Source organism: Variovorax sp. GW823-FHT04B03 (assembly GCF_058796495.1).
Map to the genome: position 1 here is coordinate 353,105 of NZ_JBXAIT010000003.1, position 25,433 is coordinate 378,537.

The following is a 25,433-nucleotide window of genomic DNA, read 5'->3' on the forward strand; positions in this document are numbered from 1 at the left end:
GACTCAGAAGCGGCCGAGGTAGTCCAGCTTGCCGATGGGCACGCCCTTGTGGCGCAGCACGTCGTAGGCGGTGGTCACGTGAAAGAAGAAATTCGGCAGCGCGAACTGCAGCAGGTAGCGCTGCGCGGTGAAGTGCGCTTCGCCTTCGCGCGCCTTGATGGTCACGGGGCGTTCTTCGTGGCCGTCGATGAGCGCGCGGTCCACGCCGGCCAGGAAATCCTGCGTCTTCACGATGCGCGCCAGCAGGTCGTCCCAGGTCTTTTCCTCGTCGGGAAAGCTCGGGGCCGTGATGCCCGCGATGCGCGCCGTGCCCAGCTTGGAGGCGTCACTCGCGCGCTGGATCTGGCCGGCCAGTGTGAGCATGTCGGGCGCCAAGCGTGCTTCGACCAGCGTCGCCGGGTCGATGCCCTGGGCCTTGGCGTGCGCGAGGCTCTTGTCGAGCAGGTGGGTGAGTTGCCCCAGTCCGCGGGTGAAAACCGGCACGGACAGGTCGTACATCGAGAGGGCCATGGCGAGGTGGTCTTGGAGTTGAAGTCGGCGCGATTGTGAGCGCGCCGTGCCTTCAACGACCGGCCGCGCGGATAAACCCCTCGATCGGGTCCAGTTGTTCCGGCACGTTGAGCGCAGGCGCATGGCCGCAGCCCTGCACCTCGATCACCTGCAGGCGCCCGGCCGCGCCCGGCCCGCGCCGGTGCATCTCGTCGATCACCTCGGGCAGCACCAGGTCGGACTCGGCGCCGCGCAGGCACAGCACCGGCGCCTCGATCACGTCGTAGTGCGGCCAGATCAGGTAGTCGTTGTCGTGCGCGCTGAACTGCCTGACCATCGCCGGGTCGTAGTGCGGCGTGACGCGGCCGTCAGCCAGGCGGCGCGTGGAGCTTTCGGTCAGGCGGCGCCACTGCGCGTCGCTGAGCCAGCCGTAGGGCTTGTAGACCGTGCGGAAAAAGGCCTCGAGTTCGGCCACCGTGGCGAAGGCCGGCGGGTCGCCGGCGTAAGCACGGATGCGCTCGATGGCGGCCTGCGCGAGCTGCGGCGCGTTGTCGTTCAGCGTAAGGCTGGCGATGCGCGCCTTCATGCGCGGCTCGAACAGGCCCGACGCGCAGACCGTGCCGATCGCGCCGCCCATCGAGGTGCCCACCCAGTGCACGCGGCCCAGCCGCAGCTCGTCGCACAGCGCATTGGCCAGCCGTGCGTAGAACGCAAGCGTGTATTCCTCGTCGGGCGACGGGCTCCACTGGCTCAGGCCGCGCCCGAGGGTGTCGGGGCAGATCACGCGAAAGCCGCGCGCCGCGAAGTGCTGCGCCAGCTCGTCCATGTCGCGGCTGGTGCGCGCCAGGCCGTGCCAGGCGATGACGACGGGGGCGTTGGCGGGGCCCCAATCGAGCCAGTGGATTTCACGGCCTGCGAGTTGCGCGTAGTGCGATGTCGGCGTCATGGTGCTGTTGTTGTTGCCGTCGCTCATTTCGCCGCCCTCGCCCGCAGCTTGCCGACGATGCCGGTCGGGAAGTAGTAGACCGACAGCACGAACAGCACGCCCAGCCACAGCAGCCAGCGGTCGGGCGACAGCAGCGCCGCGAGCCATGGCAGGCCGCTGGCGGCCTCGTTGCCCAGGCGCAGCAGGTCCTGCAGGTAGCTCTGCGCCACCACGAACAGCACCGCACCAATGGCCGCGCCGTAGATCGTGCCCATGCCGCCGATCACGACGATGAGCAGCACGTCGATCATGATCTCGAAGCTCAGCGAGGTGTCGGGCCCGTTGTAGCGCAGCCAGATGGCGAGCATCGCGCCGGCCAGCGTGGCGAACAGCGCCGACAGCACGGCCGCCGTGGTGCGGTACACCACCACGCGGTAGCCGATGGCCTCGGCGCGGAACTCGTTCTCGCGGATGGCCTGCAGCACGCGGCCGAAGGGCGAGTTCACGATGCGCAGCATCGCCAGCACCAGCACCACCGCCGCCACGAACAGCAGGTAGTAGCACAGCAGGCGCCCGTCGAGCGAGACGCCGAGGAAGGGCTCTTCGGCGAACTCGAAGCTCGGCGAGATCAGCTCGGGCAGCTTGAAGGTCAGGCCGTCCTCGCCGCCGGTGAAGTCCGACAGCTGCGAGGCCAGCGTCTGGAACGCCGAGGCCACGGCCAGCGTGATCATCGCGAAGAAGATCGCGCGCACCCGCAGCGAGAACAGGCCGATGGCCAGCGAGAGCACCAGCGAGATCGCGAGCGACGCGCCCAGCCCCACCAGCACCGCGCCCCAGTTGGGCCCCAGCCGCGACGCCGAGATGGCGATGCCGTACGCGCCGATGCCGAAGAACATCGTGTGCGCGAAGCTCACGATGCCGGTGTAGCCCAGGAGCAGGTCGAAGCTCGCGACCAGCACCACGAACACCAGGATCTTGGCCGCAACGCTGAGCGCCTTGACGCCCGGGAACAGGAACGGCGCGAAGGCCAGCGCCAGGAACAGGGCGAGCAGCAGCAGCGCCAGCAGGCGACTGCGTGGCATGTCGTTGGAAAGAAGTCGTTTCAGGAACATGACGGCTTTCTCCTCAACGGTTCGCCACGGGGTACACGCCCTGCGGGCGCCACAGCAGCACGGCCACCATGAGGAAGATGCTCGCGAACTGCGTGAGCGTGGGCAGCAGGAAGCCGATGTAGTTGGTCATGAGCCCCACCAGCAGCGCGCCGAGCAGCGCCCCGCCGGTCGAGCCCAGCCCGCCGATGATGATCACGATGAAGATCAGCACGTTGACCTGCGCGCCCATCTGCGGCACCAGGTTCTGCTGGAACAGCCCCCACATCACGCCGCCCAGGCCGGCCAGCGCGCTGCCCACCACGAACACGCCGACGAACAGGCGCCCAATGCGGTAGCCCAGCGACTCGACCATCTCGCGGTCTTGAACGCCGGCGCGGATCAAGAGGCCGATCTTGGTGCGGCCCAGCGTCCAGGCCAGCACGCCGAACACCACCACGCCCACGGCCACCGCGAGCAGGCGGTACTTGCTGATGGCGGCGTCGCCGATCAGCAGCGAGCCGCGCAGCGCCTCGGGCAGCGGCAGCGGAATCTGCGCCGGGCCCCAGATCACCTTGATGAGCTCCTCGCCGATGATCATGCCGCCCATCGTGATGAGGATCTGCTTCAGGTGCTGGCCGTACACCGGCCGCACGATGAAGCGCTCGAAGGCCAGGCCGATGGCACCGGCCACCGCCATCGCGGCCAGCATGGCCGGGAACACCGCCACGAGGTTGCGCCACAGCTCGCCCGAGCCGGTCCAGTCGCCCATGAGGCCGAGCACGCTGCTGGCCACGAAGGCGCCCAGCGCAATGAACACGCCGTGGCCGAAGTTCAGCACGTCCATCAGGCCGAACACCAGCGTGAGGCCCGAGGCGATGATGAAGATGATCATGCCCATCGCCAGCCCCGCCACCGTGAGCGTGAGCCAGGTCGAGACCGAGCCGGTGAGCGGCAGCGCGACGAGCGCGAGGATGGGGGCAAGAAGCAGTGGCTTCCAGTCGAAGTCGAGTTTCATAGGGCAAGTCCGAGCAGCGATTGCTGCAGTTGCGCATCGGCGGAGAACGCGGCCATCGAGCCGCTGTGCACCACGCGGCCGTTGTCCATCACCGCGACGGTGTCGCCCAGGCGCTGGGCGAAGTGAATGTTCTGTTCGACCAGCAGGATCGTCACGCCGCTCGCCTTGAGCTCGCCGAAGGCCTCGATCATGTTGTTGATCATGACGGGCGCCAGGCCCTTGCTGGGCTCGTCGATGATGAGCAGCTGGCGCGGCTCGACGATGGCGCGCGACACGGCCAGCATCTGCTTCTGTCCGCCCGACAGCTTGCCGGCCGGGTGGTTCCAGAACTTCTCGACCGCGGGAAAGAGCTTGAAGATCCACTTCAGGCGCGTGTCGTCGATGGCGTCGGCGTTCTTGGCGCCGCGCGCGGCCAGCACCATGTTCTCCTTCACCGTGAGGTCGGAGAAGATGCCCATGTTCTCGGGCACGTAGGCCACGCCGAGTTCGGCGATCTGCGGCGTGTGCAGGGCCGTGATGTCCTTGCCGGCGAACTGCACCCTGCCCTGCGACGCATGCCACAGGCCCATGATGGTGCGCAGCGTGGTGGTCTTGCCCGCGCCGTTGCGGCCCAGCAGCATGGTGAGCTGGCCCTTGGGCACGGCCAGGTCGACGCCGTGCAGGATGTGGTACGCCCCGATGTGCGTCTGCACGCCTTCCAGGGTCAACAGGTTGTCGGTGCTCATGCGGCCTCCTTCGCGATGCCCAGGTAGGCCTCCTGCACGACCGGCGAGGCGATCACCTCGGCAGGTTCGCCGTCTGCCACGAGCGTGCCGTTGTGCAGCACGATGATGCGGTCCGCGAGTTCGCGCACCACGTCCATCTTGTGTTCGACCAGCAGGATGGTCTTGGTCTTGTCCTGCTTGAGCTTGCGGATCAGGTCGAGGATGACGGGCGCCTCGGCCGCATGCATGCCGGCCGTGGGCTCGTCGAACATGAAGACCTTGGGTTCGAGCGCCATCAGCAGCGCCACCTCGAGCTTGCGCTGGTCGCCGTGCGGCAGGCTGGCCACCGTGGCGTGGGCGCGCGGCTCCAGGGCCACGTCGGCCAGGATCTGCTCGGCGCGCTCGGTCAGCGCCTTGTGGTCGCTCCAGATGCTCCACAGGTTGAGCCCGTGGCGATGGGCGCCGGCGCGCGTGGCCTGCACCGCGAGCCGCACGTTCTCCAGCACCGTGAGGTTCGGGAACAGGTTGGTGAGCTGGAACGCGCGCCCCAGCCCGGCGTGCGTGCGCGCCGACGGCGACAGGTGCGACAACGGTTGCCCGTCGAGCGACACCGTGCCGGCCGTGGCCTTGAGCTGCCCGGAGATCAGGTTGAAGTAAGTGGTCTTGCCCGCGCCGTTGGGGCCGACGATGGCCGTCAGCGTGCCTGGCGCGAATGCGCAGCTCACGCTGTTGACGGCCACGTGCCCTCCGAAGCGGATGGTCAGATCCCGGGTCTCAAGCATTGTGGAAAGGTCCTTGCGAATCGAAAAATCAGTGCAGGGTGAACGGCCTCAACAGGTGCCGATCACGTAGTAGTTGGTGCCCGTCTGCTTCAGCGTGGTCATGGCGTAGATGTTCCACAGGCCCATCGACTGGCCCGAGCCGTTGGCATAGGTCAGGCCCCACAGCGCATAAGCGCGCCCGGCCATGGTGTGCGCGTAGTTGCTCGCGGTGTAGCACGTGCCTCCGCCGCCCGGGCCCGCCGTGGTCGCGCCCGTGGCGGCCGCCGACATCGCGCCTTCGACGTTGCTCGCGTTCAGCGCGGCCACGGTCCAGCTGTAGCTGGTCGACGCGGCCAGGCCGGTGTCGGTGTAGCTGGTGCCGGCCACCGGCGAGGCGTTGACCTTGCTGCCGCCGCGGTACACGTTGTAGCCCGAAGCGCCCGAGACGCCGGCCCAGCCGATGACCATGCTGCTGCTGGTCGCGCCCGAGGTGCCCACGCCGGTGGGCGCCGGCAACCCGCCGCCGCCGGCCGAACCAGTGACGCGGTCGATCATGGCCTTCATGGCAGCCATCTGCGGGCCCGACTTCTTGGCGTAGTTGGCGCTGTCGTAGCCCCACCAGTCCCAGCAGCTGTTGGTGGCCGCGGTGCTTGTCTGCGGGTAGATCAGGATGATGTTGTTGGTGTCGGCCCAGCGGTTGTAGCCCGTCTTCTTGACGTACTGGTCGCTCACGTCGGTGTAGTTCTGCTTGCAGCCGTGCAGCACCAGGTGCACGCGGCACGAGGTGGTGGTGCAGGCCTGCGGCACGTAGAGCCAGCCGGTGGCGGCCACGCCGTGGCCGGTGACGAACTCCGACTGGTTGAACTCGGTGAAAGTGCCGCCCAGCGCGCCGTTGTTGCGCGGGTTCAGCGGACCGTACAGCTGCGTGAGGATCTCGCCCGCGAGGTCGAAGCCGCAGTTGTTGATGTACGGCGCGGCCGTGGTGCTGCAGGCGCCGCCGTAGTCGTCGGTGACCATCGCGTGGCCCGCGCCGAGGTTGTTCTTGTAGACCGTGTTGGCGGCCGGCACGAAGCTCTGGTAGTACGTCTTCAGGTCGTCCATCACCGGCTGCTTGACGGTGTTGTCCGAGGTGCCCGAGAACAGGTAGACCTTGGAGTTGCTGAGGTTCGACACCGGGTCGATCGCGCCGCTGGCGGCCCAGCTGTTGGTGGTGCTCACGAGCGTCGACACCGGAATGCTGGTGCTGTGCGTCATGCAGCGCCCGGTGGCATTGACCACCGAGCCTTCGGCGCAGTAGTACGGACCGCCGGCGACCACGCCCGCGCCGCGCTTGAAGGTGGCCGAGTAGGCCACGTGCAGCTGCACCGCCATGAAGCCGCCGGCCGACAGGCCGGACACGCTCACCTCCGCCGGGTTGGCGCCCAGTGCAGGCAGCGGCACGGCCGCCGTGGCGGCCTGCGCCGCCGCCGTGATCACCGCTGCTGCGGCAAACCCCTTCCAGTTGTTCCATCGCATCGCTGGCATCGCTGTCTCCTTCTGTTGTGTTTGATCGAACGCTTGCTTGCAGACTGACGAATTGACCGTGGCACACGACAGCTGGCGCGGACGCAGGCTGGCGCTTCGCCCGGCGGCCATCCGGGGCGAAAAGGGAAGCAGCGATTTCTGAGTCGCCGCATGTTCAAGTGAACACCGCGGAACCGGCTTTGCCGGGCCGCTGGTGTTGCCCCCGGTAGGGGGTTGGCGTAGCGACACGAAGTGCGCGCAGCCTGGGGGCGAGCTCTTACCTCTTGTTCTTGATGGGGATGTCCATCTCTTCCGGCTTGATTTCGTGCACCAGCTCCGGCACGCCCCACGCGAACGCGGGGTCGGCCTTGATCTTGAAGTGGTACATCGACTGCATCGCCTGGTGGTCTTCCTTGCGGAAGGTCATCTTGCCCTTGGGCGTGTCGAAGCTCATGCCTTCCATGGTGCTGATGAGCTTGTTGGTGTTGGTGTCGCCGTTGGTCTTCTTCAGCGCCGTCACCACCGCCATCGCGGCCGAGAAGCCGCCGGCCGTGAAGAAGTCCGGCGGCGTCTTGAACTCCTTGTAGTGGGCCGCGACCATCGCCTCGTTCACCGGGTTCTTCGGGATGCCGAAGTAGTAGTAGGCCGCGCCTTCCATGCCCGGCAGCGACTTGTAGGCCGCCATGGCCGGCAGGATGTTGCCGCCGGTGGCGATCTCGATGCCGTAGCGCTTCAGGTCGAGGTCCACGATCTTGAACGGGTTGCCCGCGCCGGCCCAGACGATCCAGATGATCTTGCGGCCCGGCTGGTCCTTGAGCTTGTCGATCAGGCGCTGCGCACCGGCCGTGAAGTCGGTGGTGGCGGGCGGCAGGTACTCCTCGTGCGCCAGCTTGGCTTTCTTCAGCGCGGCGCCGAAGGCCTTCACGCCGTCGCGGCCGAAGGCGTTGTCTTGTGCGAGCGTGGCGACGGTGACGCCGGCCTTGTCGATGGCCACGGCGTTGGAGATCGCGTCCTGGCTCGAGTTGCGGCCGGTGCGGAAGATGTACTTGTTCCACTTGTCGCCGGTGATCGAGTCGGCCACGGCGGGCTCGACGATCAGGATCTTCTTGTACTCCTCGGCCACCGGCAGCATGGCCAGCGCCACGCCCGAAGCGGTCGGGCCGACGGCGAGCGCGGCCTTGTCGTCGGAGTACGCGGCGGCCAGCAGCGACTTGCCCAGGTCGGGCTTGCCCTGGTCGTCCTTCTCGATGACCACGAGCTTCTTGCCGTTGACCATCATCGTGCCGCCGGTGGCGTAGTTCAGGCCCATCATCAGGCCGGTCTGCGTCTGCTTGCCGTAGGCCTCCAGCGCGCCGGTCTTGCTGTAGACGTGGGCGATGCGGATCTCGTTCGATTGGGCCCAGGCGGGCATGGTGGCGGCGGTGGCGCCCAGGGCGGCCAGGGCGATGAGGTGGCGACGGTGCATGTCTTGTCTCCTGATAAAGGTGACTGAATATTGCACAGTTCGTGCCACCCACCTAAGCCATTGATAACAAAGGCTTCCTCATTCGGGAGCAACCGGTTTCGCCTGATTTCAGTGCATTCACGTTGTCTTTATTTCAGACAACTGTCTGCTGATCAGTCAGGGTTTCCCAGCAGAGTCGCGGCGTGCCGCGAGCCAGTTTTCGAACTCGCGCTCTGCCCGCATCCGCAGCTCGTTGCGCGTGTGGTTGCACACCGCATGTGCGAGGCGCCGGTGCTTCTGCTGGCGCACGCCGCCCAGCGTGGCGTCGAGCAGGTGTTCGATGGTGGCCGACTCGGGCCGTCCGTGCGGCTCGTCGAAGTCCATCGGCAGCCCGCACCAATGGCAGTTCGGGCCGAAGGTGGAACGCAATGCCTTCACGCTCATGACAACCCCATTCCCGTCATGCGCTCGTACAGCGTGGCGCGCGAGATGCCCAGCAGCCGCGAGGTCGCGAGCTTGTTGCCGCCGGTGCTTTCGAGCGCGGCGGCGATCGCCTTGCGTTCCAGCTCGGCCACCTGCTGCGACAGCGGGCGCAGCAGCGCGGCCTCCTGATCGACGTCGCGCAGACTGTGCGAGGTGTCGGGCGCCTCGATCTGCTCCAGCCCCGCCTCGCGCAGGATGCGTTCGAGTTGCGCGGCATCGATGCGCTGCGAGTCGCTGCGCATCGTCACCTGCTCCAGCACGTTGCGCAGCTCGCGGATGTTGCCGCGCCAGTGCTGGCCGGCCAGGAGCGCGAGCGCGTCGGGCGTGAGCTCGGGCGGCGCCTCGCCGCTGCGCAGCGCCATGTCCTCGCCCAGCGCCTCGACCAGCGCCGGGATGTCGCTGCGGCGTTCGCGCAGCGGCGGCACGCGCAACGGCAGCACGTTGAGGCGGTAGTACAGGTCTTCACGGAACAGGCCGCGGCGCACCAGCTCGGGCAGATCGCGCGAGGTGGCGGCGATCACGCGGGCGTCGAAAGGAATCAGCTTGTTGGAACCCAGCGGCTCGATCTCGCCTTCCTGCAGCGCGCGCAGCAGCTTGGCCTGCAGGCCCAGCGGCATGTCGCCGATTTCGTCGAGGAACAGGCTGCCGCCGTCGGCCAGCTTGAACTTGCCTTCGCGCCCGCGCTTGTCGGCGCCGGTGAAGGCGCCGGGGGCGAAGCCGAAGAACTCGGCCTCGAGCAGCGTGTCGGGCACGGCCGCGATGTTGACGCTGACGAACTGGCCCTTGGCGCGCGTGGACGACGCATGGATCGCATGCGCCAGCAGCTCCTTGCCGGTGCCGGTCTCGCCCAGCAGCAGCACCGGGCTGGTGGACTGCGCGGCGCGGCGCGCGTGGCGCTTCACCTCCACGGCCGCCGGGCTGCTGCCGATGAAGCTCGCGAAGGTGTACTTGGAACGGCGCTGGCCGTCGGGTGCGTGCTGGTACAGCGGGTTGTTGCGCTGGCTGGCCAGCTCGCGGCGCGCGTCGTCGAGGTCGCGCTGCAGCAGCGCGAACTTGCTGATGAGCGGCTGCAGCGTGGTCTCGGGCTGGTCGAACAGCACGATGCCGATGGCGCCGATGACCTTGCCCAGGCCCTCCCCGTCTTCGCGCTCCTCGCGCAGCGGGATGCGGCTCACGACGAAGGTGCCGGCCTTGTTGGTCAGCAGGTCGATGAGGATCGGCTCGCCGGTTTCGAGCACGCGGCGCATCATGGTGTTGGGGATCACGTCCTCGACCATGTGGCCCATGAACTCGTCGATCGACGAGAAACCCAGCGCCGGCAGGAAGCGGCGGTAGCCCTCGTTCACCCAGACGATGCGCCCGCTGCGGTCGACCAGGAACATGCCCTGGCTGATGCTCGAAAACAGATGAAACATCGAGCGCGCGGCGAGCGCGAGGATGCCTTCGGCGTCCAGGGGAAGGTTTGATCTTGAAGACATTCCAAATCGTAGCTCGATCCCTCAACTGACCGGCCCGCCCCACCCCACCAAGAGCACCGCACAGCATGGCCGCTCTGGGCCCGACCTTCACCCTCTTGGAAAAAATTCGTATTTGTAAAAAAACATGGTGAAACTTCGGTAGACATGCACCCAAAACTCATGTAACCATATGTCAGAAAAAAGCAATCCGCACAGACCCTTCAATCTATCCTTCTCAATGAATCAAATAATCAAATCTTTGCTTTCCGATTTCATTACTGACCACCAATTACCGAGCGATATAGAAGAAGATATCGCATTTGAGCATTTCGCTACAAACCTAACGACGGGAATTTTGATAGACGAGACGCTCAACACCATCAACTGCGTTCTAGGTGAAGATGGGCAGCCCGGGGTTGATAGCATCGCAACAATTATCAACGGTCGGCTTGTACTTGATTCAGATGAAATTGAAACCTTCATCGAGATGAATTCATATCTCGATATTGATTTTGTCTTTGTTCAAGCCAAAACTTCTTCTTCATTTTCCACCTCGGCTCTAGGCGACCTTGCCGATTTTGTCGATCGCATTTTTTCTGACGGCGCATCAAGCGCGGACAACGAAAAGGTGAAGAATTTCGTCAGATTAAAAAATGCAATATACAACAAATCTCGATACTTCAAGAGACGCCGCCCCGTCGCCCATCTCTACTACGTATCAACCGGGCAAAAACCAATTAATGACGTCAACTTCGAAAACAAAGAAAAACTAATAAGGAAGCGACTACTCAGTTCCGGGGACATAGAAGACCTAAAGATAGACCTCATTGGATCAAGCGAACTCCAAAAGAGATCACTTCAAATTCAAAATTCAGTAATCAGGGAAATACTATTTCCCAGGAGGGTCACGCTACCGGATGTCCCCAATGTTGCACAGGCATTTCTTGGCGCCCTTCCAATCGCTGAATTTCTAAAACTCATCAGAGGGGAGAACGACAACCTGCTGAGTTCCATTTTTTACGACAATGTGAGAGACTGGCAGGGCCACAATAGTGTCAACGAAGGAATTCACAGCACATTATCAAAAGCAGACAGCAGAGCCCGCTTTGTTTTGATGAACAACGGAATCACCGTAATCGCGAAGAAGCTTCGCCTAACGGGGGGTGATCGACTAACACTCGAAGACTACCAGATTGTAAACGGCTGCCAGACAACGAACGTTATCTGGGAAAGTAGAGCCGATGCTGCACTTGTTGACGCGACCGTTCCAATAAAAATTGTGGCAACAGACAACGAATCGGTTGTGCAAGACATCATTCGAGCAACAAATAGTCAAACCGAAGTAACGCCCTCTCAATTGCTGGCTGTAACGGATTTTCAGAAAGAGCTCGAATTGTATTTCGGCTCTCAAGGCAGCAACTCGCTTTTCTACGAACGCCGATCAAAACAATTCATAAATAAGCCAATAGATCGAAGCAGAATTGTAACTCCTCTAGGATTGATAAAATCCTATTCCTCCATGTTTTTGGAAGAGCCGCACAAAACAACTCGGGACTTTGGCAGCATCTTGGAAAAAGTTGGATCAGAAATATTTGGGCCCGGCCACAAACATGATCACTACTACTTGGCCGCCATTGCCTTCTATTGGATTCAAACACTTTTACCAAAGATGAATCCAAAACTGGGGGTCGCCAAATATCAGGTGTTAATGTGTGTTCGGCTTCTTTACGAAGACACTCAACCTCCAGCCCCTGGAGCTCGGCAGTCAACAAAATATGCAAGCAAGTTGCTCCCTCTATTCAAAGATTCAAAGACAGCCGAGCGAAATTTGAAGCCAGCAATGGATATTGTTGCCAATTTACTCAGAGGAAAGAATCGTGACGCAGCAAGAACCAGTCCCTTTACGCAAAGCGTCAAGGATGCAGTCAAGCGAGCACGGAAGGCCTCGCGTGTAGCAAAAAAGGTTTTAGTAAAAAAATAGATCAATATTCACCCGCCTTTACGAAGACACGGGTTGTTTAGCCGGCCGAACTCCTGACATTGCAGGAGCGCGGCCGTGCTAGCGAGCTACGGCCGCGGCTGGAACAGCAATGATCTAGTGCGGCTCTTTCCATTTCTGGTTTTCAGAGGTTTCTGAAGAAATTTCGCGATTGCGATTGCGTGACAACGAACAATGCAATCACCTGTATTTCAAGCAGCTTGCCACTCCCACGATCGTCGCAAGATCACCTTACTAACGTGCACGCGCCGATCTTGAGAAGTTAAGCCCGCTTTCGAAGACCAGATCCAGACGCAGGGGATCAGCTAACCAATCCCAACTGCCTAAGACAACACGCACCTTTTTGTTGTCACTGAGATCCATTTCAACGGATGCAACCACGCGTCGTTGCGTTCCAGTTGCAACGTATGAGGCGCACACGCCCCCTCCACACAACCCAAAACAAAAGCCTTCAGCAAGCCTTAAGTAAATCAATCGTTTGATTTCATCCGTGCTCTAATCGCGCCGATGAACGCTAGGCCACCTCTCACGCCAACGCCCGTGCCCTCGCCGCGCCGCGCCCCCCGCAGCGACGGCGCCGAGGCGCGCCACCGCCTGCTGCACACCGCGCTGCGGCTGTTCGCCCAGAACGGTTTCGCCAAGACCTCGATCCGTGAGATCGCGCGCGAGGCCGGGGTGAACGTGTCGGCCATCAGCTACTACTTCGGCGACAAGGAGGGGCTGTACGGCGCCACCTTCAACGAGCCGATGGGCAGCGATTCGAACGACCTCGTGGCCGCCTGCAACGTGCCCGGCCAGTCGCTCGAGGACACGCTGCGCATCTGCATGGCGACCATGATCGATCCGCTCAAGCAAGGAGAGATCGTGCGCCAGTGCATCCAGCTGCACATGCGCGAGATGCTGGAGCCCACCAGCCAGTGGGCCAAGGAACTGGAGCGCGACATCAAGGGCCCGCACCGCGCCATCGTCGAGCTGCTGTGCCGCCACCTGCAGGTGGAGCGCGCCGACGACGACATCCACCGCCTGACCTTCGCGATCACCGGGCTGTCGATGCAGCTGTACGTGAGCCAGGATTTCATCGAGGCCCTGCGCCCGTCGCTGCTGCGCACGCCGCGCGCCATCGACACCTGGGCCGACCGGCTCACGGGCTACGCGATGGCGCTGGTCCAGGCCGAAACCGCACGCCGCCGCCAGGTGGCCGCCGAGCAGAGAAAGAAGCCATGAGACGACTCCGACGGATTGCCCTTGTTCTGAGCCTGCCGCTGGGCCTCGGCCTTGCCGGCTGCGGCCTGACGCGCCCGCCCGCCTCGGTGCAGGCGCCCTTCCCCGCACAGTGGCATGCGCCCCTGCCCCACGGCGGCTCGCTCGCCGCGCTGGCCGAGTGGTGGCGCCAGCTGGACGACCCGCTGCTGGTCGAGTTGATCGCCGCCGCCGAAACCGCCAGCCCCAACCTTGCCAGCGCCGCGGCGCGCGTGGCCGAGGCGCGCTCCACGCGCGTGCAGGCCGGCGCGGCGCTGCTGCCCAGCCTGGACGGCACGGCGTCGGCGAGCCGGGGCGTCTCGGGCTCGTCGTTCGGCGCGGGCGGCTCTTCGAGCAGCAGCAGCGCCTCCACCGCGCCGGTCACCACGCTGCAGGCCGGCCTGCAGTCGAAGTGGGAGATCGACCTGTTCGGCCGCCTGCGCGCCGACCGCGATGCGGCCCAGCAGAAGCTCGACAGCGCCACCGCCAAGTGGCACGACGCCCGTGTCGCCGTGGCGGCCGAAACGGCCAATGCCTACTTCGCCGAGCGCGCCTGTCAGCAGCAGTTGAACGTGTCCGAGTCGGATGCCAAGTCGCGCGGCGAAACAGCGCGGCTTACCGACCTGTCGGCACGCGCCGGCTTCACCGCGCCGGCCGATGCCGCGCTGGCGCGTGCCAGCGCCTCCGACGCCTCAGGCCGACTCACGCAACAGCGCGCCCTGTGCGCGGTGCAGCGCAAGGCGCTGGTGGCGCTCAGCGGGCTCGACGAACCCACGCTCGCGCAGAAGCTCGCGGCCTCGCCCACGCAGCGCGCGCTGCCGGTGGTCGGCGCCATCGCCAGCGTGCCGGCGCAGGCGCTCTCGCAGCGGCCCGACGTGTACGCGGCCGAACTCGGCGTGGCCGCGGCCAGCGCCGAGGTGGGCTCGGCCGAGGCCGAGCGCTATCCCAAGCTCACGCTCTCGGGCTCGATCGGCCGCATGCAGATCCGCACCAGCGGTTTCCGCGAATCGCTCGACACCTGGACGGTCGGGCCGCTGTCGCTCACCGTGCCGCTGCTCGACGGCGGCGCGCGCGCGGCCAACGCCGAGGCGGCCAAGGCGCGCTACACCGAAGCCGTGTCGCTCTACCGCGCCAACGTGCGCCAGGCGGTGCGCGAGGTCGAGGAAGCTCTGGTGAACCTCGACGCCACCACCGCCCGCAGCACCGACGCCGACAGCGCGGTGAAAAACTACCAGGCCTCGTTCGACGCCACCCAGGCCCGCTTCAGCAGCGGCCTGGCCAGCCTGTTCGAGCTCGAGGATTCGCGGCGCACGCTGTTCGCCGCGCAGACCGCGCGCGTCTCGCTTCAGCGTGAGAGCACCGAAGCCTGGGTCTCCCTGTACCGCTCGATGGGCGGCGGATGGAGCCGCCCCGCCGAAGCATCGTCCTCTATGACCACCACCCCGGCCGCCAAGGTCGCGACGTCGCCATGAAAACAATGAAGCGTTCCACCCTTGTCCTCGCGCTGCTGGCGCTCGTCGTCGTTGTCGCCGCAGGCCTGTGGCTCACCCGCAAGCCGGCCGACGACAAGGCTGCACCTGCGGCAAAAGGCCCCGCGCAGCGCCCGGCCCTGACCGTCTCGGTCGCCAAACCCGAAGCCACCGAGCTGACCGTCACGCTGGCCGCCAACGGCAACGTGGCGGCCTGGCAGGAGGCCGTGATCGGCTCCGAATCGAACGGCCTGAAGCTGGCCGAGGTGCGCGTCAACGTGGGCGACACCGTAAAGAAGGGCCAGGTGCTCGCGGTGTTCTCGCCCGAGACGGTGCAGGCCGACATCGCGCAGGCACGCGCCTCGCTGGCCGAGGCCCGCGCCTCGGCCGCCGACGCCGCCGGCAACGCCGCACGCGCCCGCACGCTGCAGGCCACGGGCGCGCTGAGCCAGCAGCAGATCAACCAGTACCAGACCACCGAGCAGACCGCCAAGGCGCGCGCCGAGGCGGCCGAGGCCGTGCTGGCCGCGCAGCAGGTGCGCGGTCGCAACACGCAGGTGCTGGCACCCGACGACGGCGTGATCTCCGCGCGCACCGCCACGGTGGGCAGCGTGGTGGGCGCCGGCACCGAGCTGTTCCGGCTGATCCGCCAGGGCCGGCTCGAATGGCGCGCCGAAGTCACCTCGGCCGAGCTGGGCCGCGTCGCCGTGGGCACGCCGGCCTTCGTGGTCAGCGCCAGCGGCGCGCAGGTGAAGGGCACTGTGCGCAGCATCGCGCCCACGGTCGATCCACAGACGCGCGCGGCGCTGGTCTATGTCGACCTGCCCAACGTGCAGCAGAACACCGGCGTGAAGGCCGGCATGTTCGCGCGCGGCGACTTCGAACTCGGCCGCAGTTCCGCGCCAACCGTGCCGCAAAGCGCGATCGTGCCGCGCGACGGCTTCAACAACGTCTTCACGCTGCTGCCCGACGGCCGCGTGGCGCAGCTCAAGGTGCAGACCGGCCGCCGCCTGAAGGACCGCGTGGAGATCACCAGCGCCCTGCCCGAGGGCGTGCAGATCGTGGTGCAGGGCGCGGGCTTCCTCAACGACGGCGACCTGGTGCGCGTGGTGGATGCCACGCCCGCGGCCGCTTCGTCCGCCACCCCGGCGAAGGCGGGGGCCTCCGCCCCTTCGCCTAAATAAGCCAACACAAGGAACACGCCATGAACGTTTCCGCCTGGTCCATACGCAACCCCATTCCGGCGGTGATGCTGTTCGTGCTGCTCACCTTCGGGGGGCTGCTGTCGTTCAACGCCATGAAGGTGCAGAACTTCCCGGACATCGACCTGCCGACCGTCACCGTCTCGGCCTCGCTGCCGGGCGCCGCGCCCTCGCAGCTGGAGACCGATGTCGCGCGCAAGCTCGAGAACTCCATCGCCACCATCCAGGGCCTGAAGCACATCACGACCAAGGTGCAGGACGGCGCCGCCACGCTGATCGTCGAGTTCCGCCTCGAGAAGCCCGTGCAGGAGGCCGTGGACGACGTGCGCTCGGCCGTGCAGAAGGTGCGCGCCGACCTGCCCGCCGACGTGCGCGACCCGGTCGTCACCAAGCTCGACTTCGCGGCCCAGCCGGTGCTGGCCTTCACCATCGCCTCCTCGCGCATGGACAACGAGGCGCTGAGCTGGTTCGTCGACAACGACATCACCAAGAAGCTGCTCGCGCTGCCCGGCGTGGGCGCCGTGAACCGCGTGGGCGGCGTCACGCGCCAGGTGCACATCGACCTCGACCCGGCCAAGCTGCAGGCGCTGGGCGCCTCGGCGGCCGACATCTCGCGCCAGCTGCGCCAGGTGCAGACCGAAAGCGCGGGCGGACGCATCGACCTGGGCGGCAGCGAACAGCCGGTGCGCACCATGGCCACCGTGCAGTCGGCCGACCAGCTCGCCGACATGCAGATCGCACTGAGCGACGGCCGCCGCATCCGCCTGGACCAGGTGGCGCGCATCAGCGACACCATCGCCGAGCCGCGCGCCGCCGCGCTGCTCAACGGCAAGCCGGTGGTGGGCTTCGAGGTGGCCCGCAGCCGCGGCGCCAGCGAGGTCGAAGTGGGCCGCGCCATCCAGAAGGCGCTGGCCGACCTGCGCGTGCAGCGCCCCGACATCGAGCTGACCGAGGCCTTCAACTTCGTCGACCCGGTGGAAGAAGAGTACGACGGCTCGCTGCACCTGCTGTACGAGGGCGCCATCCTCGCGGTGATCGTGGTGTGGCTCTTTTTGCGCGACTGGCGCGCCACCTTCGTCTCGGCCGTGGCGCTGCCGATGTCGGTGATTCCGGCCTTCGTCGGCATGTACCTGCTGGGCTTCTCGGTCAACGTGATCTCGCTGCTCGCGCTCTCGCTGGTGGTCGGCATATTGGTGGACGACGCCATCGTGGAGGTCGAGAACATCGTGCGCCACCTGCGCATGGGCAAGTCGCCCTACCAGGCGGCCATGGAGGCGGCCGACGAAATCGGCCTGGCCGTGATCGCCACCACCTTCACGCTGATCGCGGTGTTCCTGCCCACGGCCTTCATGAGCGGCGTGGCCGGCAAGTTCTTCAAGCAGTTCGGCTGGACCGCCTCGCTCGCGGTGTTCGCCTCGCTGGTGGTGGCGCGGGTGCTCACGCCAATGATGGCGGCCTACATCCTCAAGCCCATCGTCGGCGCCGAGAAGGAGCCGGGCTGGCTGCGCTGGTACATGCGCGCCGTGGAGTGGAGCACGCACCACCGCTTCAAGACGATGGTGATGGCCACCCTCTTCTTCTTCGGCTCGCTGGCGATGATCCCGCTGCTCAAGACCGGCTTCATTCCGGCCGACGACAACTCGCAGACGCAGGTCTACCTGTCGCTGCCGCCGGGCTCCACGCTGGCGCAGACCACGGCCGCGGCCGAGGAAACGCGCCGCCGCGTGATGAAGATCAACCACGTGAAGAGCGTCTACACCACGGTGGCGGGCGGCAGCGCTGGCGGCGACCCGTTCGCGAACTTCGGCACGCCCGAGACGCGCAAGGCCACGCTGACGATCCAGCTCGACCCGCGCGGCGACCGGCCGCGCAAGCAGGTGATCGAGAAAGAGATCCGCACCGCGCTCGAAACCCTGCCCGGCGTGCGCAGCACCGTGGGCCTGGGCGGCTCGGGCGAGAAGTACATCCTGGTGCTCACGGGCGAAGACCCGGTGGCGCTGTCGGCCGCCGCCGGCGCGGTCGAGAAAGACCTGCGCACCATTCCCGGCCTGGGCAACATCACCTCGACCGCGAGCCTGATCCGTCCCGAGATCGCCGTGCGCCCCGACTTCGCGCGCGCCGCCGACCTGGGCGTGACCAGCTCGGCCATCGCCGAGACGCTGCGCGTGGCCACGCTGGGCGACTACGACCAGGCGCTGGCCAAGCTCAACCTCGCGCAGCGGCAGGTGCCGATCGTGGTGAAGCTCGAAGACTCGGCACGGCAGGACCTCGACCTCATCGGGCGCCTGTCGGTGCCGGGCGCGCGCGGCCCCGTCATGCTGAGCCAGGTGGCCTCGCTCACGATGGAAGGCGGCCCCGCCGTCATCGACCGTTACGACCGTTCGCGCAACGTCAACTTCGAGATCGAGCTGTCGGGCGTGGGCCTGGGCGACGCCAAGACGGCCGTCGAGGCCCTGCCCTCAATCCAGAAGCTGCCGCCGGGCGTGCGCATCGCCGAGGTGGGCGATGCCGAAGTGATGACCGAGCTGTTCGCCAGCTTCGGCCTGGCCATGCTCACGGGCGTGCTGTGCATCTACATCGTGCTGGTGCTGCTGTTCAAGGACTTCCTGCACCCGGTGACCATCTTGTGCGCGCTGCCGCTCGCGCTGGGCGGCGCCTTCGTGGGCTTGCTGATCGGGCAGAAGGCGCTGTCGATGCCCTCGCTGATCGGCCTGATCATGCTGATGGGCATCGCCACGAAGAACTCGATCCTGCTGGTGGAGTACGCCATCGTGGCGCGCCGCGACCACGGCATGAGCCGCTGGGACGCGCTGCGCGACGCCTGCCACAAGCGCGCGCGGCCCATCATCATGACCACGCTCGCCATGGGCGCCGGCATGCTGCCCATTGCCGTGGGCTTCGGCGCCGCCGACTCGAGCTTCCGCTCGCCGATGGCGATGGCGGTGATCGGCGGGCTGATCACCTCCACGGTGCTGAGCCTGCTGGTGGTGCCAGCGGTGTTCACCTACGTGGACGACATCGAGCACTGGATCCGCCGTACCGTGCGCAAGGTGCGCGGGCAGCCGGCCGATCCGCACATCGACGACGACCTGGTCGAGGCGCCGCAGCGCTGAGACCTCCGAGCGCGGGCAGCGGTGAACCCGCTACCGCGCCTCGATGTTCAGCACCACCACGCCTGCCACGATGGCCAGCAGGCCGACCACGCGCGTCAGCGTGACCGCTTCACCGAACCAGACCATGCCGGCGACCGCGATCAGCGCGGTGCCGGCACCGGCCCAGACCGCGTAGCCCAGCCCCACATCCAGTACGCGCACCGCGAGCGACATGAGCCAGATCGCGCCGGCATAGCAGGCAGCGGTGAGCAGCGATGGCAACAGGCGGGTGAAACCTTCGGCATGGCGAAGGGCGATGGTGCCGGCGACTTCCGCCGCCACGCTGGCCGCAAGCAGCAGCCAGGCCAGAGTCTGTGGACTCTTCATGGGAATACCTCGTCACACCCCTGCCGTACCGGGCATGGAATGCGGGCGATGCAAGCGGTACCCCGAACGAAGCCGCCATTCTGGGGACACGCGGCGACGCGGTGATGACTGCGCAGTCAAGCCCCTTGGCGCCACAGGCGCATTCAAAAAAAATGCCGCGGGCGCCAATCGCCCGCGGCATGTGAACCGAAAAAGAAGGTCGGTTGCGTCAGGCGTCCAGCTGCGCCAATCGCTTCAGCTTGCGTTCGCTCATGCGCTTGGCCAGGCGCGGCAGCACCAGCACGGCGACGATGGCGATGATCACCACGATCGACTCGGGGCGCTGGAAGAACACGATCGGGCTGCCCTGCCCCATGGCGATGGCGTTGCGCAGGTTGGCTTCGGCGAGCGGGCCGAGGATCATGCCGACCACCACGGGGGCGGTCGGGAAGTCGAAGCGCCGCATCACCACGCCCAGCAGGCCGATGCCGAACAGCAGGAACAGGTCGAAGGTGTTCTGGCGCATGCCATAGGCACCCACGGTCGCGAAGATCAGGATGCCGGCGTACAGCTGCGGCTTCGGAATCTTGAGCAGCTTGACCCACAGGCCGACCATCGGCAGGTTCAGCACCAGCAGCATCAGGTTGCCGATGTACAGAGAGGCGATCAGCGCCCAGACCAGCGCGGCCGAGGTGGTGAACAGCTGCGGGCCCGGCTGGATGCCGTAGTTCTGGAACGCGCCCAGCATGATGGCCGTGGTGTTCGACGTCGGAATGCCCAGCGTGAGCAGCGGGATCAGCGCGGCGGTCACCGTGGCGTTGTTGGCGGCCTCGGGGCCGGCCACGCCTTCGATGGCGCCGCTGGTGCCGAACTCGGCCTTGGCATCGGCGTCCTTCGCGAGCTTCTTCTCGGTCGCGTAGCTCAGGAAGGTCGGAATCTCGGTGCCGCCGGCCGGAATGCAGCCGAAGGGCGTGCCGATGGCCGCGCCGCGCAGCCAGGCGGGAATGGAACGCTTCCAGTCGCGCGAGGTCATGTGCACGCGGGTCAGCTTGTTCTGGCCCTCGACCACGCGGCCTTCGTACAGCACGGCGTACAGCACTTCGGCCACCGCAAAGAGGCCCACCGCCACCAGCACGATCTCGATGCCGTCGAGCAGCTCGGGCATGTTGCCGGTGTAGCGGCCCTGGCCGGTGATCTGGTCCAGGCCCACGCAGCCGATGGCCAGGCCGACGAACAGCGCCGTCATGCCGCGCAGCGTGCTCTTGCCGAGCACCGCGCTCACCGTGGTGAAGGCCAGCAGCATCAAGAGGAAGTACTCGGGTGCCGCCAGGCGCACGGCGTAGTCGGCCACGAAGGGCGCGAACAGCGTGACGACCACGGTGGCGATGGTGCCGGCCACGAAGGAGCCGATGGCCGCGGTGGCGAGCGCGGCGCCCGCGCGGCCGCTCTTGGCCATCTTGTTGCCTTCCATGGCCGTGACCATGCTGGCGGTTTCGCCGGGCGTGTTCAGCAGGATCGAGGTGGTCGAGCCGCCGTACATGGCGCCGTAGTAGATGCCCGAGAAGAAGATCATCGAGGCCGTGATGTCGACCTTGCCGGTGATCGGCAGCAGCATGGCCACCGCCACGGCGGGGCCGATGCCGGGCAGCACGCCCACGGCCGTGCCCAAGGCACAGCCGATGAGGCACCACAGCAGGTTGATGGGGGTGATCGCGGCCGCGAAGCCGGTCATCAGTGCGTTGAAGATATCCATGGCGTGGCTCCGCTCAGATCCAGCCGGTGCTGGTGAGACCCGGCAGGCTGATGGCCAGGAACTTGGTGAACATCCAGAAGACCGGGGCCGAGATCGCCAGGCCGGTCACCAAGTCGGTGACCCAGGTGGCCGGTGCGTTGACCTTGGCCTGCCCGCCCGCGCGGCGCAGGCCCTGCACGGCCAGCAGGTAGCACAGCGCGCAGCTCAGGATGAAGCCGATGCTGGTGATGAGCGCCGCATTGAGCAGCAGGCCCGCCGCCACCCAGATGAAGCCGGGCCAGTAGGCGGTGTCGGCGCCCGAGGGGGCGTCGAGCTCGCGAAAGCCCCCGCTGAACGCTTCCCAGGTGATCCACGCGCCGCAGACCATCAGGACGATCGAGACCATCCAGGGCAGGAAGTTGGGGCCGACGCCGCCGTAGCCGGCTTCGGAAGAAATGCCGATGGCGCCGAAGGCCAGCGCGGCGCCGGTCAGGAGCACGCCGAGACCGACGACGTATTGCGGCCAGCGGGCCGCGCCGGAGGTGGCCTCAGCGGAATGTGAGACCGAGGATTCTGGAGTTGTCATTTTTTGCTCCCGCAGTCGTGGGGGAAAAGAACTGCCTCCTTCCAGAAACACCGCGGAACTGGCTCTGCCAGGCCGCAGGTGTTGCCCCCGGAAGGGGGTTGGCGCAGCGACACGAAGTGCGCGCAGCCTGGGGGCGAGCCAGATTCAGACCATGCCGGACTTGGCCATGATCGCGCGCAGGCTGGCGAAGTCGTCGTCGACGAACTTGGCGAACGCGTCACCCGACAGCACGGCCGGCGTCCAGTCGTTCTTCTTGAGCGACTCGGCCCACGACGGGCTCTTGAGCGCAGCCAGCACCATGTCGGTCAGGGCCTTGCGCTGCTCGGCCGAGATGCCGGGCGCGCCGTACACGCCGCGCCAGTTGCCGATCTCGACGTCGATGCCCTGTTCCTTCAGGGTCGGCACGTTGATGCCCGGCAGGCGCTGGGCGGAGGTGACAGCAATGGGTTTCATCTTGCCGGCGGCGATGTACTCGGCGAACTCGCTGTAGCCGCTGCCGCCGATGGTGACGTTGCCGCCCAGGATGGCGGCGGTGGCTTCACCGCCTCCGCGGAAGGCCACGTAGTTGATCTTGGACGGATCGGCGCCGACCTTCTGCGCGATCATGGCCGCGGCGATGTGCTCGGTGGAGCCGCGCGAACCGCCGCCCCACTTGACGCTGCCCGGGTCTTTCTTGAGCTGCTCGACCACGTCCTTCATGGTCTTGAAGGGCGAGTTCGACGGCAGCACGAACACGTTGTATTCGGTGGTCAGGCGCGCGATGGGCGTGGCCTGCGACAGGTTGACCGGCGGCTTGCCGGTGATGATGCCGCCCAGCATGACCGAGCCCATGACCATCAGCGCGTTGGCGTCTCCCTTGGAGCCGTTGACGAACTGGGCCAGGCCCAGCGCACCGGCGGCGCCGCCCTTGTTGTCGTAGGCGACGGTGTCGGCCACCTTGGCGTCGGTCAGGGCCTTGCCCAGCGCGCGGCCGGTGGTGTCCCAGCCGCCACCCGGGTTGGCCGGGATCATCATCTTGACGTTGGCGGCGGCGCGCGCCGACAGCGGCAAGGCGCCGGCAGCGGCCAGTGCGGCCAGGGACTTCAAAAAGGTATCGCGACGCATCGTTGGTGTCTCCTGAGAACTTGGGAACGGATGGAACCTGACTTGGACCTGAGCCGCTATCATGCGCCGCCCCGCTGTCAGTTGGCTGTCCACCAGACTGGGGAAAACACCGAAGTACCGACCCCTGCCCGTATGAAGCTGCTGCTCGTCGAAGACGACCCCTCGATGCAAATCACCCTGCAGCGCACCCTCGGGCGACGCCGCATCGACGTGCGCATCTGCGGCGACGGCGCGCAGGCGATCGCGCAGTGGCGCGCCGTCGAGCCCGACGTGGTCGCGCTCGACCTGAGCCTGCCGCACGTCGACGGCCTGCAGGTGCTGGCCCAGGCGCGCGCCGAGGGCCTGCGCACGCCGGTGCTGCTGCTGACCGCGCGTGGCACGGTGGGCGACCGCATCATGGGCCTGAACGCCGGCGCGGACGACTACCTGCCCAAGCCCTTCGACCTGGACGAGCTCGAGGCCCGCATCCGCGCGCTGCGCCGGCGCAGCCTGAGCGCGGGGCCCGACCCGACGCTGAACCCGCTGGAGGTCGGCAGCCTGCGCTTCGAGCCCGACAACGGCGCCGTCTACCACCGCTCGGAACTGCTCGAGCTCACGCCGCGCGAGCTCGCGCTGCTCAAGGCGCTGATGATGAAACCCGGCCACGCGGTCACCAAGGAGCGCCTGTTCGAGCTGGTGTTCCCGGGCGAATCCGAGGTGCAGTACGAGGCCATCGAGGTGGTCGTGTACCGCCTGCGCAAGAAGCTGGTGGGCACCGGCACGGTGCTCATGACGATGCGCGGCCTGGGCTATCTCTTGCGGGCCGAGACTTGAGGGCGGCCCTGCGGCGCACGATGTCGTCCCTGCGCGCGCGGCTCCTGCTCGGCATCCTGGTGCCGGTGGCGGTGTTCGTCGTGATCAACAGCGTGAGCCTGTACCGCCAGAGCCTGGCGGCCGCCACCACCGCCTACGACCGCACGCTGCTGGCCTCGGCCAAGACCATCGGCGAGCAGCTCGACGTGGAAGGCTACGACGACATGGCGCGGCTGCGCGCGATCGTGCCCTACTCCGCGCTCGAGGCCTTCGAGGCCGACAACCGCAGCCGGCTGTTCTATCGGGTGTCGGCGCTCGACGGCGAGATGGTCTCGGGCTTCGCCGAACTGCCGTTCTGGCGCGGGCGCATCCCCGACCGCGGGGCGTATGCGGCACTGGTCGATTTCTACGACGCCGAGTTCCGCGGCCAGCCGGTGCGCGTCGCCGTGATGCTGCAGCCCGTGGCCAGCGCGCGCGGCCGCGGCATGGCCGTGGTGCAGGTCGCCGAAACATTGGAGTTGCGCGAGACGCTGGTGCGCAAGCTGCTGCTCGACATGCTCTGGCGCCAGCTGCTGCTGATGGGCGTGATCGCGCTGGTCACCGTGGTCGTGGTGCAGCGCGCCACACGGCCGGTGCGCGAGCTCGGCGAAGCCATCGAGCGGCGCCCCGAAGACGACCTCTCGCCCATCGACGCGCCCGGCGCCCCGGCCGAGCTGCGCCCGCTGATCGACGCCACCACCGAGGTCATGGGCCGGCTGCAGCGGCTGCTCGATCACCAGAAGCGCTTCGTGCGCGACAGCGCCCACCAGCTGCGCACGCCGCTGGCGGTGCTGAAGGCGCAGGTGCAGTCGGCGCGCCGCGGCGACGTGGCGCCCGAGCAGGCGCTGGTCGAGATCAGCCAGACCGTCGAGCGCGCCACCACGCTGGCCAACCAGATGCTGTCGCTGGCCAAGGTGGAGCAGCTGCGCCAGCAGCCCGAGTCGGCGCTGCTCGACCTGGGCGACGTGGTGCGCCACATCGCGCTCGACCTGTCGCCCCTGGTGGCCGACAAGGCGCTCGACTTCGAGCTGGCCGCCGACGACGCCGTGACCGTGCGCGCGCACCAATGGATGCTGCAGGAGCTCACGCGCAACCTGCTGCACAACGCCATCAAGCACAGCCCCGCGGGCGCGCCGCTCTCGGTGCGCGTGCACGCCGAGGGCGACGAGGCCGTGCTCACCGTGCGCGACGACGGCCCGGGCATTTCCGCCGAGCTGCGCCAGCGCCTGTTCGCGCCCTTCTCGGCCGGCAACACCGCGAGCGGCTCGGGCCTGGGCCTGGCGATCTGCCGCGAGATCGTGTTGGCCCTGGGTGGACGCATCAGCCTCGACAACCGCACGGTACCCAGCCCCGGCGGCACCGACCGCGTGACCGGGCTCGACGCCGTGGTGCGGCTGCCGCTGTCGCGCCACAATGGCTGACCTTTCTTTTCCGACCTTCATGGACCGTCTGCGCATCGACAAGTGGCTCTGGGCCGCCCGCTTCTTCAAGACCCGCTCGCTGGCCGCGGACGAAATCGGCAAGAACCGCATCCAGGTGAACGGCGAGGTCGCCAAGGCCTCGCGCGAGGTCAAGGCCGGCGACACCGTCGCGATGCGCCTGGGCCTGCTCACGCGGACCGTGACCGTGCGCGGCCTCAGCGGCCAGCGCGGCCCGGCGCCCGTGGCCCAGCAGCTCTACGAGGAAACGCCCGAGAGCCTGGCGGCGCAGGCCGCCTTCCGCGAGCAGCGCCGCATGGGCAGCGAGCCGGCCCTGGCCATCGAGCAGGGCCGACCCACCAAGCGCGACCGGCGCGAGATCGACGGCGTGCGCCACCAGGCCGAGTGGGACAACCGCTGGAGCGCGTCGATCGACGAAAGCAACGGCGACGACGACCACCCGCCGCCGCGCGGGCGCCCGCAGCGCTGATTCGCGTACCCTGCGGGCTTCGTTTCTTTTTTG

Annotated in this window: 22 protein-coding genes; 8 read left to right on the top strand and 14 right to left on the bottom strand. The window is 66.7% G+C overall.

Translation table 11 applies throughout. The features are described 5' to 3' along the window. Positions 1–3: 3 nt before the first annotated feature. The 10 genes from AC1RAD_RS14790 to AC1RAD_RS14835 all read right to left on the bottom strand — a co-directional run bounded on the left by AC1RAD_RS14790 (position 4) and on the right by AC1RAD_RS14835 (position 9,893). Positions 4–510, bottom strand: a complete 507-nt coding sequence (locus tag AC1RAD_RS14790; protein WP_489056987.1) for a DUF1993 domain-containing protein — start codon at positions 508–510, stop codon at positions 4–6. Between the two features lie 52 nt (positions 511–562). Further along, on the bottom strand, positions 563–1,435 hold the full coding sequence (locus AC1RAD_RS14795; RefSeq protein WP_492736214.1) for an alpha/beta fold hydrolase: 873 nt from the start codon (positions 1,433–1,435) through the stop codon (positions 563–565). 23 nt (positions 1,436–1,458) lie between these two features. Further along, positions 1,459–2,526 (bottom strand): branched-chain amino acid ABC transporter permease, encoded by a 1,068-nt coding sequence (locus tag AC1RAD_RS14800; protein WP_062475876.1) that lies wholly within the window; start codon positions 2,524–2,526, stop codon positions 1,459–1,461. Positions 2,527–2,539: 13 nt separating this feature from the next. Next, entirely contained in the window at positions 2,540–3,520 is a 981-nt protein-coding gene (locus AC1RAD_RS14805) for a branched-chain amino acid ABC transporter permease (protein WP_062475880.1), read from the bottom strand. Continuing rightward, positions 3,517–4,245: an ABC transporter ATP-binding protein gene (locus AC1RAD_RS14810; protein ID WP_070060450.1), complete on the bottom strand. Its 729-nt coding sequence runs from the start codon at positions 4,243–4,245 to the stop codon at positions 3,517–3,519. The genes AC1RAD_RS14805 and AC1RAD_RS14810 overlap by 4 nt, the downstream gene beginning before the upstream one ends. Beyond that, positions 4,242–5,006, bottom strand: a complete 765-nt coding sequence (locus AC1RAD_RS14815; RefSeq protein ID WP_062475886.1) for an ABC transporter ATP-binding protein — start codon at positions 5,004–5,006, stop codon at positions 4,242–4,244. Before AC1RAD_RS14815 ends, AC1RAD_RS14810 begins: the two co-directional genes overlap by 4 nt. A 48-nt stretch (positions 5,007–5,054) precedes the next feature. Next, positions 5,055–6,509: an extracellular catalytic domain type 2 short-chain-length polyhydroxyalkanoate depolymerase gene (locus tag AC1RAD_RS14820; protein WP_492735597.1), complete on the bottom strand. Its 1,455-nt coding sequence runs from the start codon at positions 6,507–6,509 to the stop codon at positions 5,055–5,057. A 256-nt stretch (positions 6,510–6,765) separates the two neighbouring features. After that, positions 6,766–7,953, bottom strand: coding sequence for a substrate-binding domain-containing protein (locus AC1RAD_RS14825; RefSeq protein ID WP_492695916.1), 1,188 nt, complete (start codon positions 7,951–7,953; stop codon positions 6,766–6,768). A gap of 156 nt (positions 7,954–8,109) precedes the next feature. Then, positions 8,110–8,376: a hypothetical protein gene (locus AC1RAD_RS14830; protein WP_492735599.1), complete on the bottom strand. Its 267-nt coding sequence runs from the start codon at positions 8,374–8,376 to the stop codon at positions 8,110–8,112. Then, positions 8,373–9,893, bottom strand: a complete 1,521-nt coding sequence (locus AC1RAD_RS14835) for a sigma-54 interaction domain-containing protein (protein WP_492735601.1) — start codon at positions 9,891–9,893, stop codon at positions 8,373–8,375. Before AC1RAD_RS14835 ends, AC1RAD_RS14830 begins: the two co-directional genes overlap by 4 nt. Positions 9,894–10,110: 217 nt before the next feature. On the opposite strand from AC1RAD_RS14835, the gene AC1RAD_RS14840 reads away from it, so the two are divergent. The 5 genes from AC1RAD_RS14840 (at position 10,111) to AC1RAD_RS14860 (ending at position 18,894) form a co-directional block, all read left to right on the top strand. Further along, positions 10,111–11,853 carry an AIPR family protein gene (locus tag AC1RAD_RS14840; RefSeq protein WP_492735602.1) on the top strand — a complete coding sequence of 581 codons (1,743 nt, stop codon included), beginning with the start codon at positions 10,111–10,113 and terminating at the stop codon, positions 11,851–11,853. A gap of 525 nt (positions 11,854–12,378) precedes the next feature. Next, positions 12,379–13,095 carry a TetR/AcrR family transcriptional regulator gene (locus tag AC1RAD_RS14845; RefSeq protein ID WP_492735604.1) on the top strand — a complete coding sequence of 239 codons (717 nt, stop codon included), beginning with the start codon at positions 12,379–12,381 and terminating at the stop codon, positions 13,093–13,095. Further along, positions 13,092–14,582, top strand: coding sequence for an efflux transporter outer membrane subunit (locus tag AC1RAD_RS14850; protein WP_492735606.1), 1,491 nt, complete (start codon positions 13,092–13,094; stop codon positions 14,580–14,582). The genes AC1RAD_RS14845 and AC1RAD_RS14850 overlap by 4 nt, the downstream gene beginning before the upstream one ends. After that, on the top strand, positions 14,579–15,763 hold the full coding sequence (locus tag AC1RAD_RS14855; protein WP_354343500.1) for an efflux RND transporter periplasmic adaptor subunit: 1,185 nt from the start codon (positions 14,579–14,581) through the stop codon (positions 15,761–15,763). The genes AC1RAD_RS14850 and AC1RAD_RS14855 overlap by 4 nt, the downstream gene beginning before the upstream one ends. A gap of 20 nt (positions 15,764–15,783) precedes the next feature. Beyond that, a complete protein-coding gene (locus AC1RAD_RS14860) occupies positions 15,784–18,894 on the top strand; it encodes an efflux RND transporter permease subunit (protein WP_369632618.1) in 3,111 nt (1,036 codons plus the stop codon). Between the two features lie 30 nt (positions 18,895–18,924). Here the strand turns inward: AC1RAD_RS14860 and AC1RAD_RS14865 are convergent, their stop codons facing one another. The 4 genes from AC1RAD_RS14865 to AC1RAD_RS14880 form a co-directional block, all read right to left on the bottom strand. Further along, positions 18,925–19,260: a DMT family transporter gene (locus tag AC1RAD_RS14865; RefSeq protein WP_369632617.1), complete on the bottom strand. Its 336-nt coding sequence runs from the start codon at positions 19,258–19,260 to the stop codon at positions 18,925–18,927. 208 nt (positions 19,261–19,468) lie between these two features. After that, positions 19,469–20,992 carry a tripartite tricarboxylate transporter permease gene (locus tag AC1RAD_RS14870; protein ID WP_492735607.1) on the bottom strand — a complete coding sequence of 508 codons (1,524 nt, stop codon included), beginning with the start codon at positions 20,990–20,992 and terminating at the stop codon, positions 19,469–19,471. Between the two features lie 13 nt (positions 20,993–21,005). Further along, complete coding sequence (locus tag AC1RAD_RS14875) at positions 21,006–21,557, bottom strand: tripartite tricarboxylate transporter TctB family protein (protein ID WP_492735609.1); 552 nt, start codon at positions 21,555–21,557, stop codon at positions 21,006–21,008. Between the two features lie 144 nt (positions 21,558–21,701). Continuing rightward, the gene (locus AC1RAD_RS14880) at positions 21,702–22,661 is read right to left on the bottom strand and encodes a Bug family tripartite tricarboxylate transporter substrate binding protein (RefSeq protein ID WP_070060440.1); all 960 of its coding nucleotides are present in this window, start codon (positions 22,659–22,661) and stop codon (positions 21,702–21,704) included. A 132-nt stretch (positions 22,662–22,793) separates the two neighbouring features. Between AC1RAD_RS14880 and AC1RAD_RS14885 the strand changes: the two genes are divergently transcribed. The 3 genes from AC1RAD_RS14885 to AC1RAD_RS14895 are packed head-to-tail and all read left to right on the top strand — an operon-like array spanning position 22,794 to position 25,400. Continuing rightward, entirely contained in the window at positions 22,794–23,474 is a 681-nt protein-coding gene (locus AC1RAD_RS14885) for a response regulator transcription factor (protein ID WP_062481159.1), read from the top strand. Positions 23,475–23,494: 20 nt separating this feature from the next. Further along, positions 23,495–24,913, top strand: a complete 1,419-nt coding sequence (locus tag AC1RAD_RS14890) for a sensor histidine kinase (RefSeq protein WP_185993577.1) — start codon at positions 23,495–23,497, stop codon at positions 24,911–24,913. A 19-nt stretch (positions 24,914–24,932) separates the two neighbouring features. Further along, positions 24,933–25,400, top strand: a complete 468-nt coding sequence (locus tag AC1RAD_RS14895; RefSeq protein WP_492736216.1) for an RNA-binding S4 domain-containing protein — start codon at positions 24,933–24,935, stop codon at positions 25,398–25,400. Positions 25,401–25,433 lie beyond the last annotated feature (33 nt).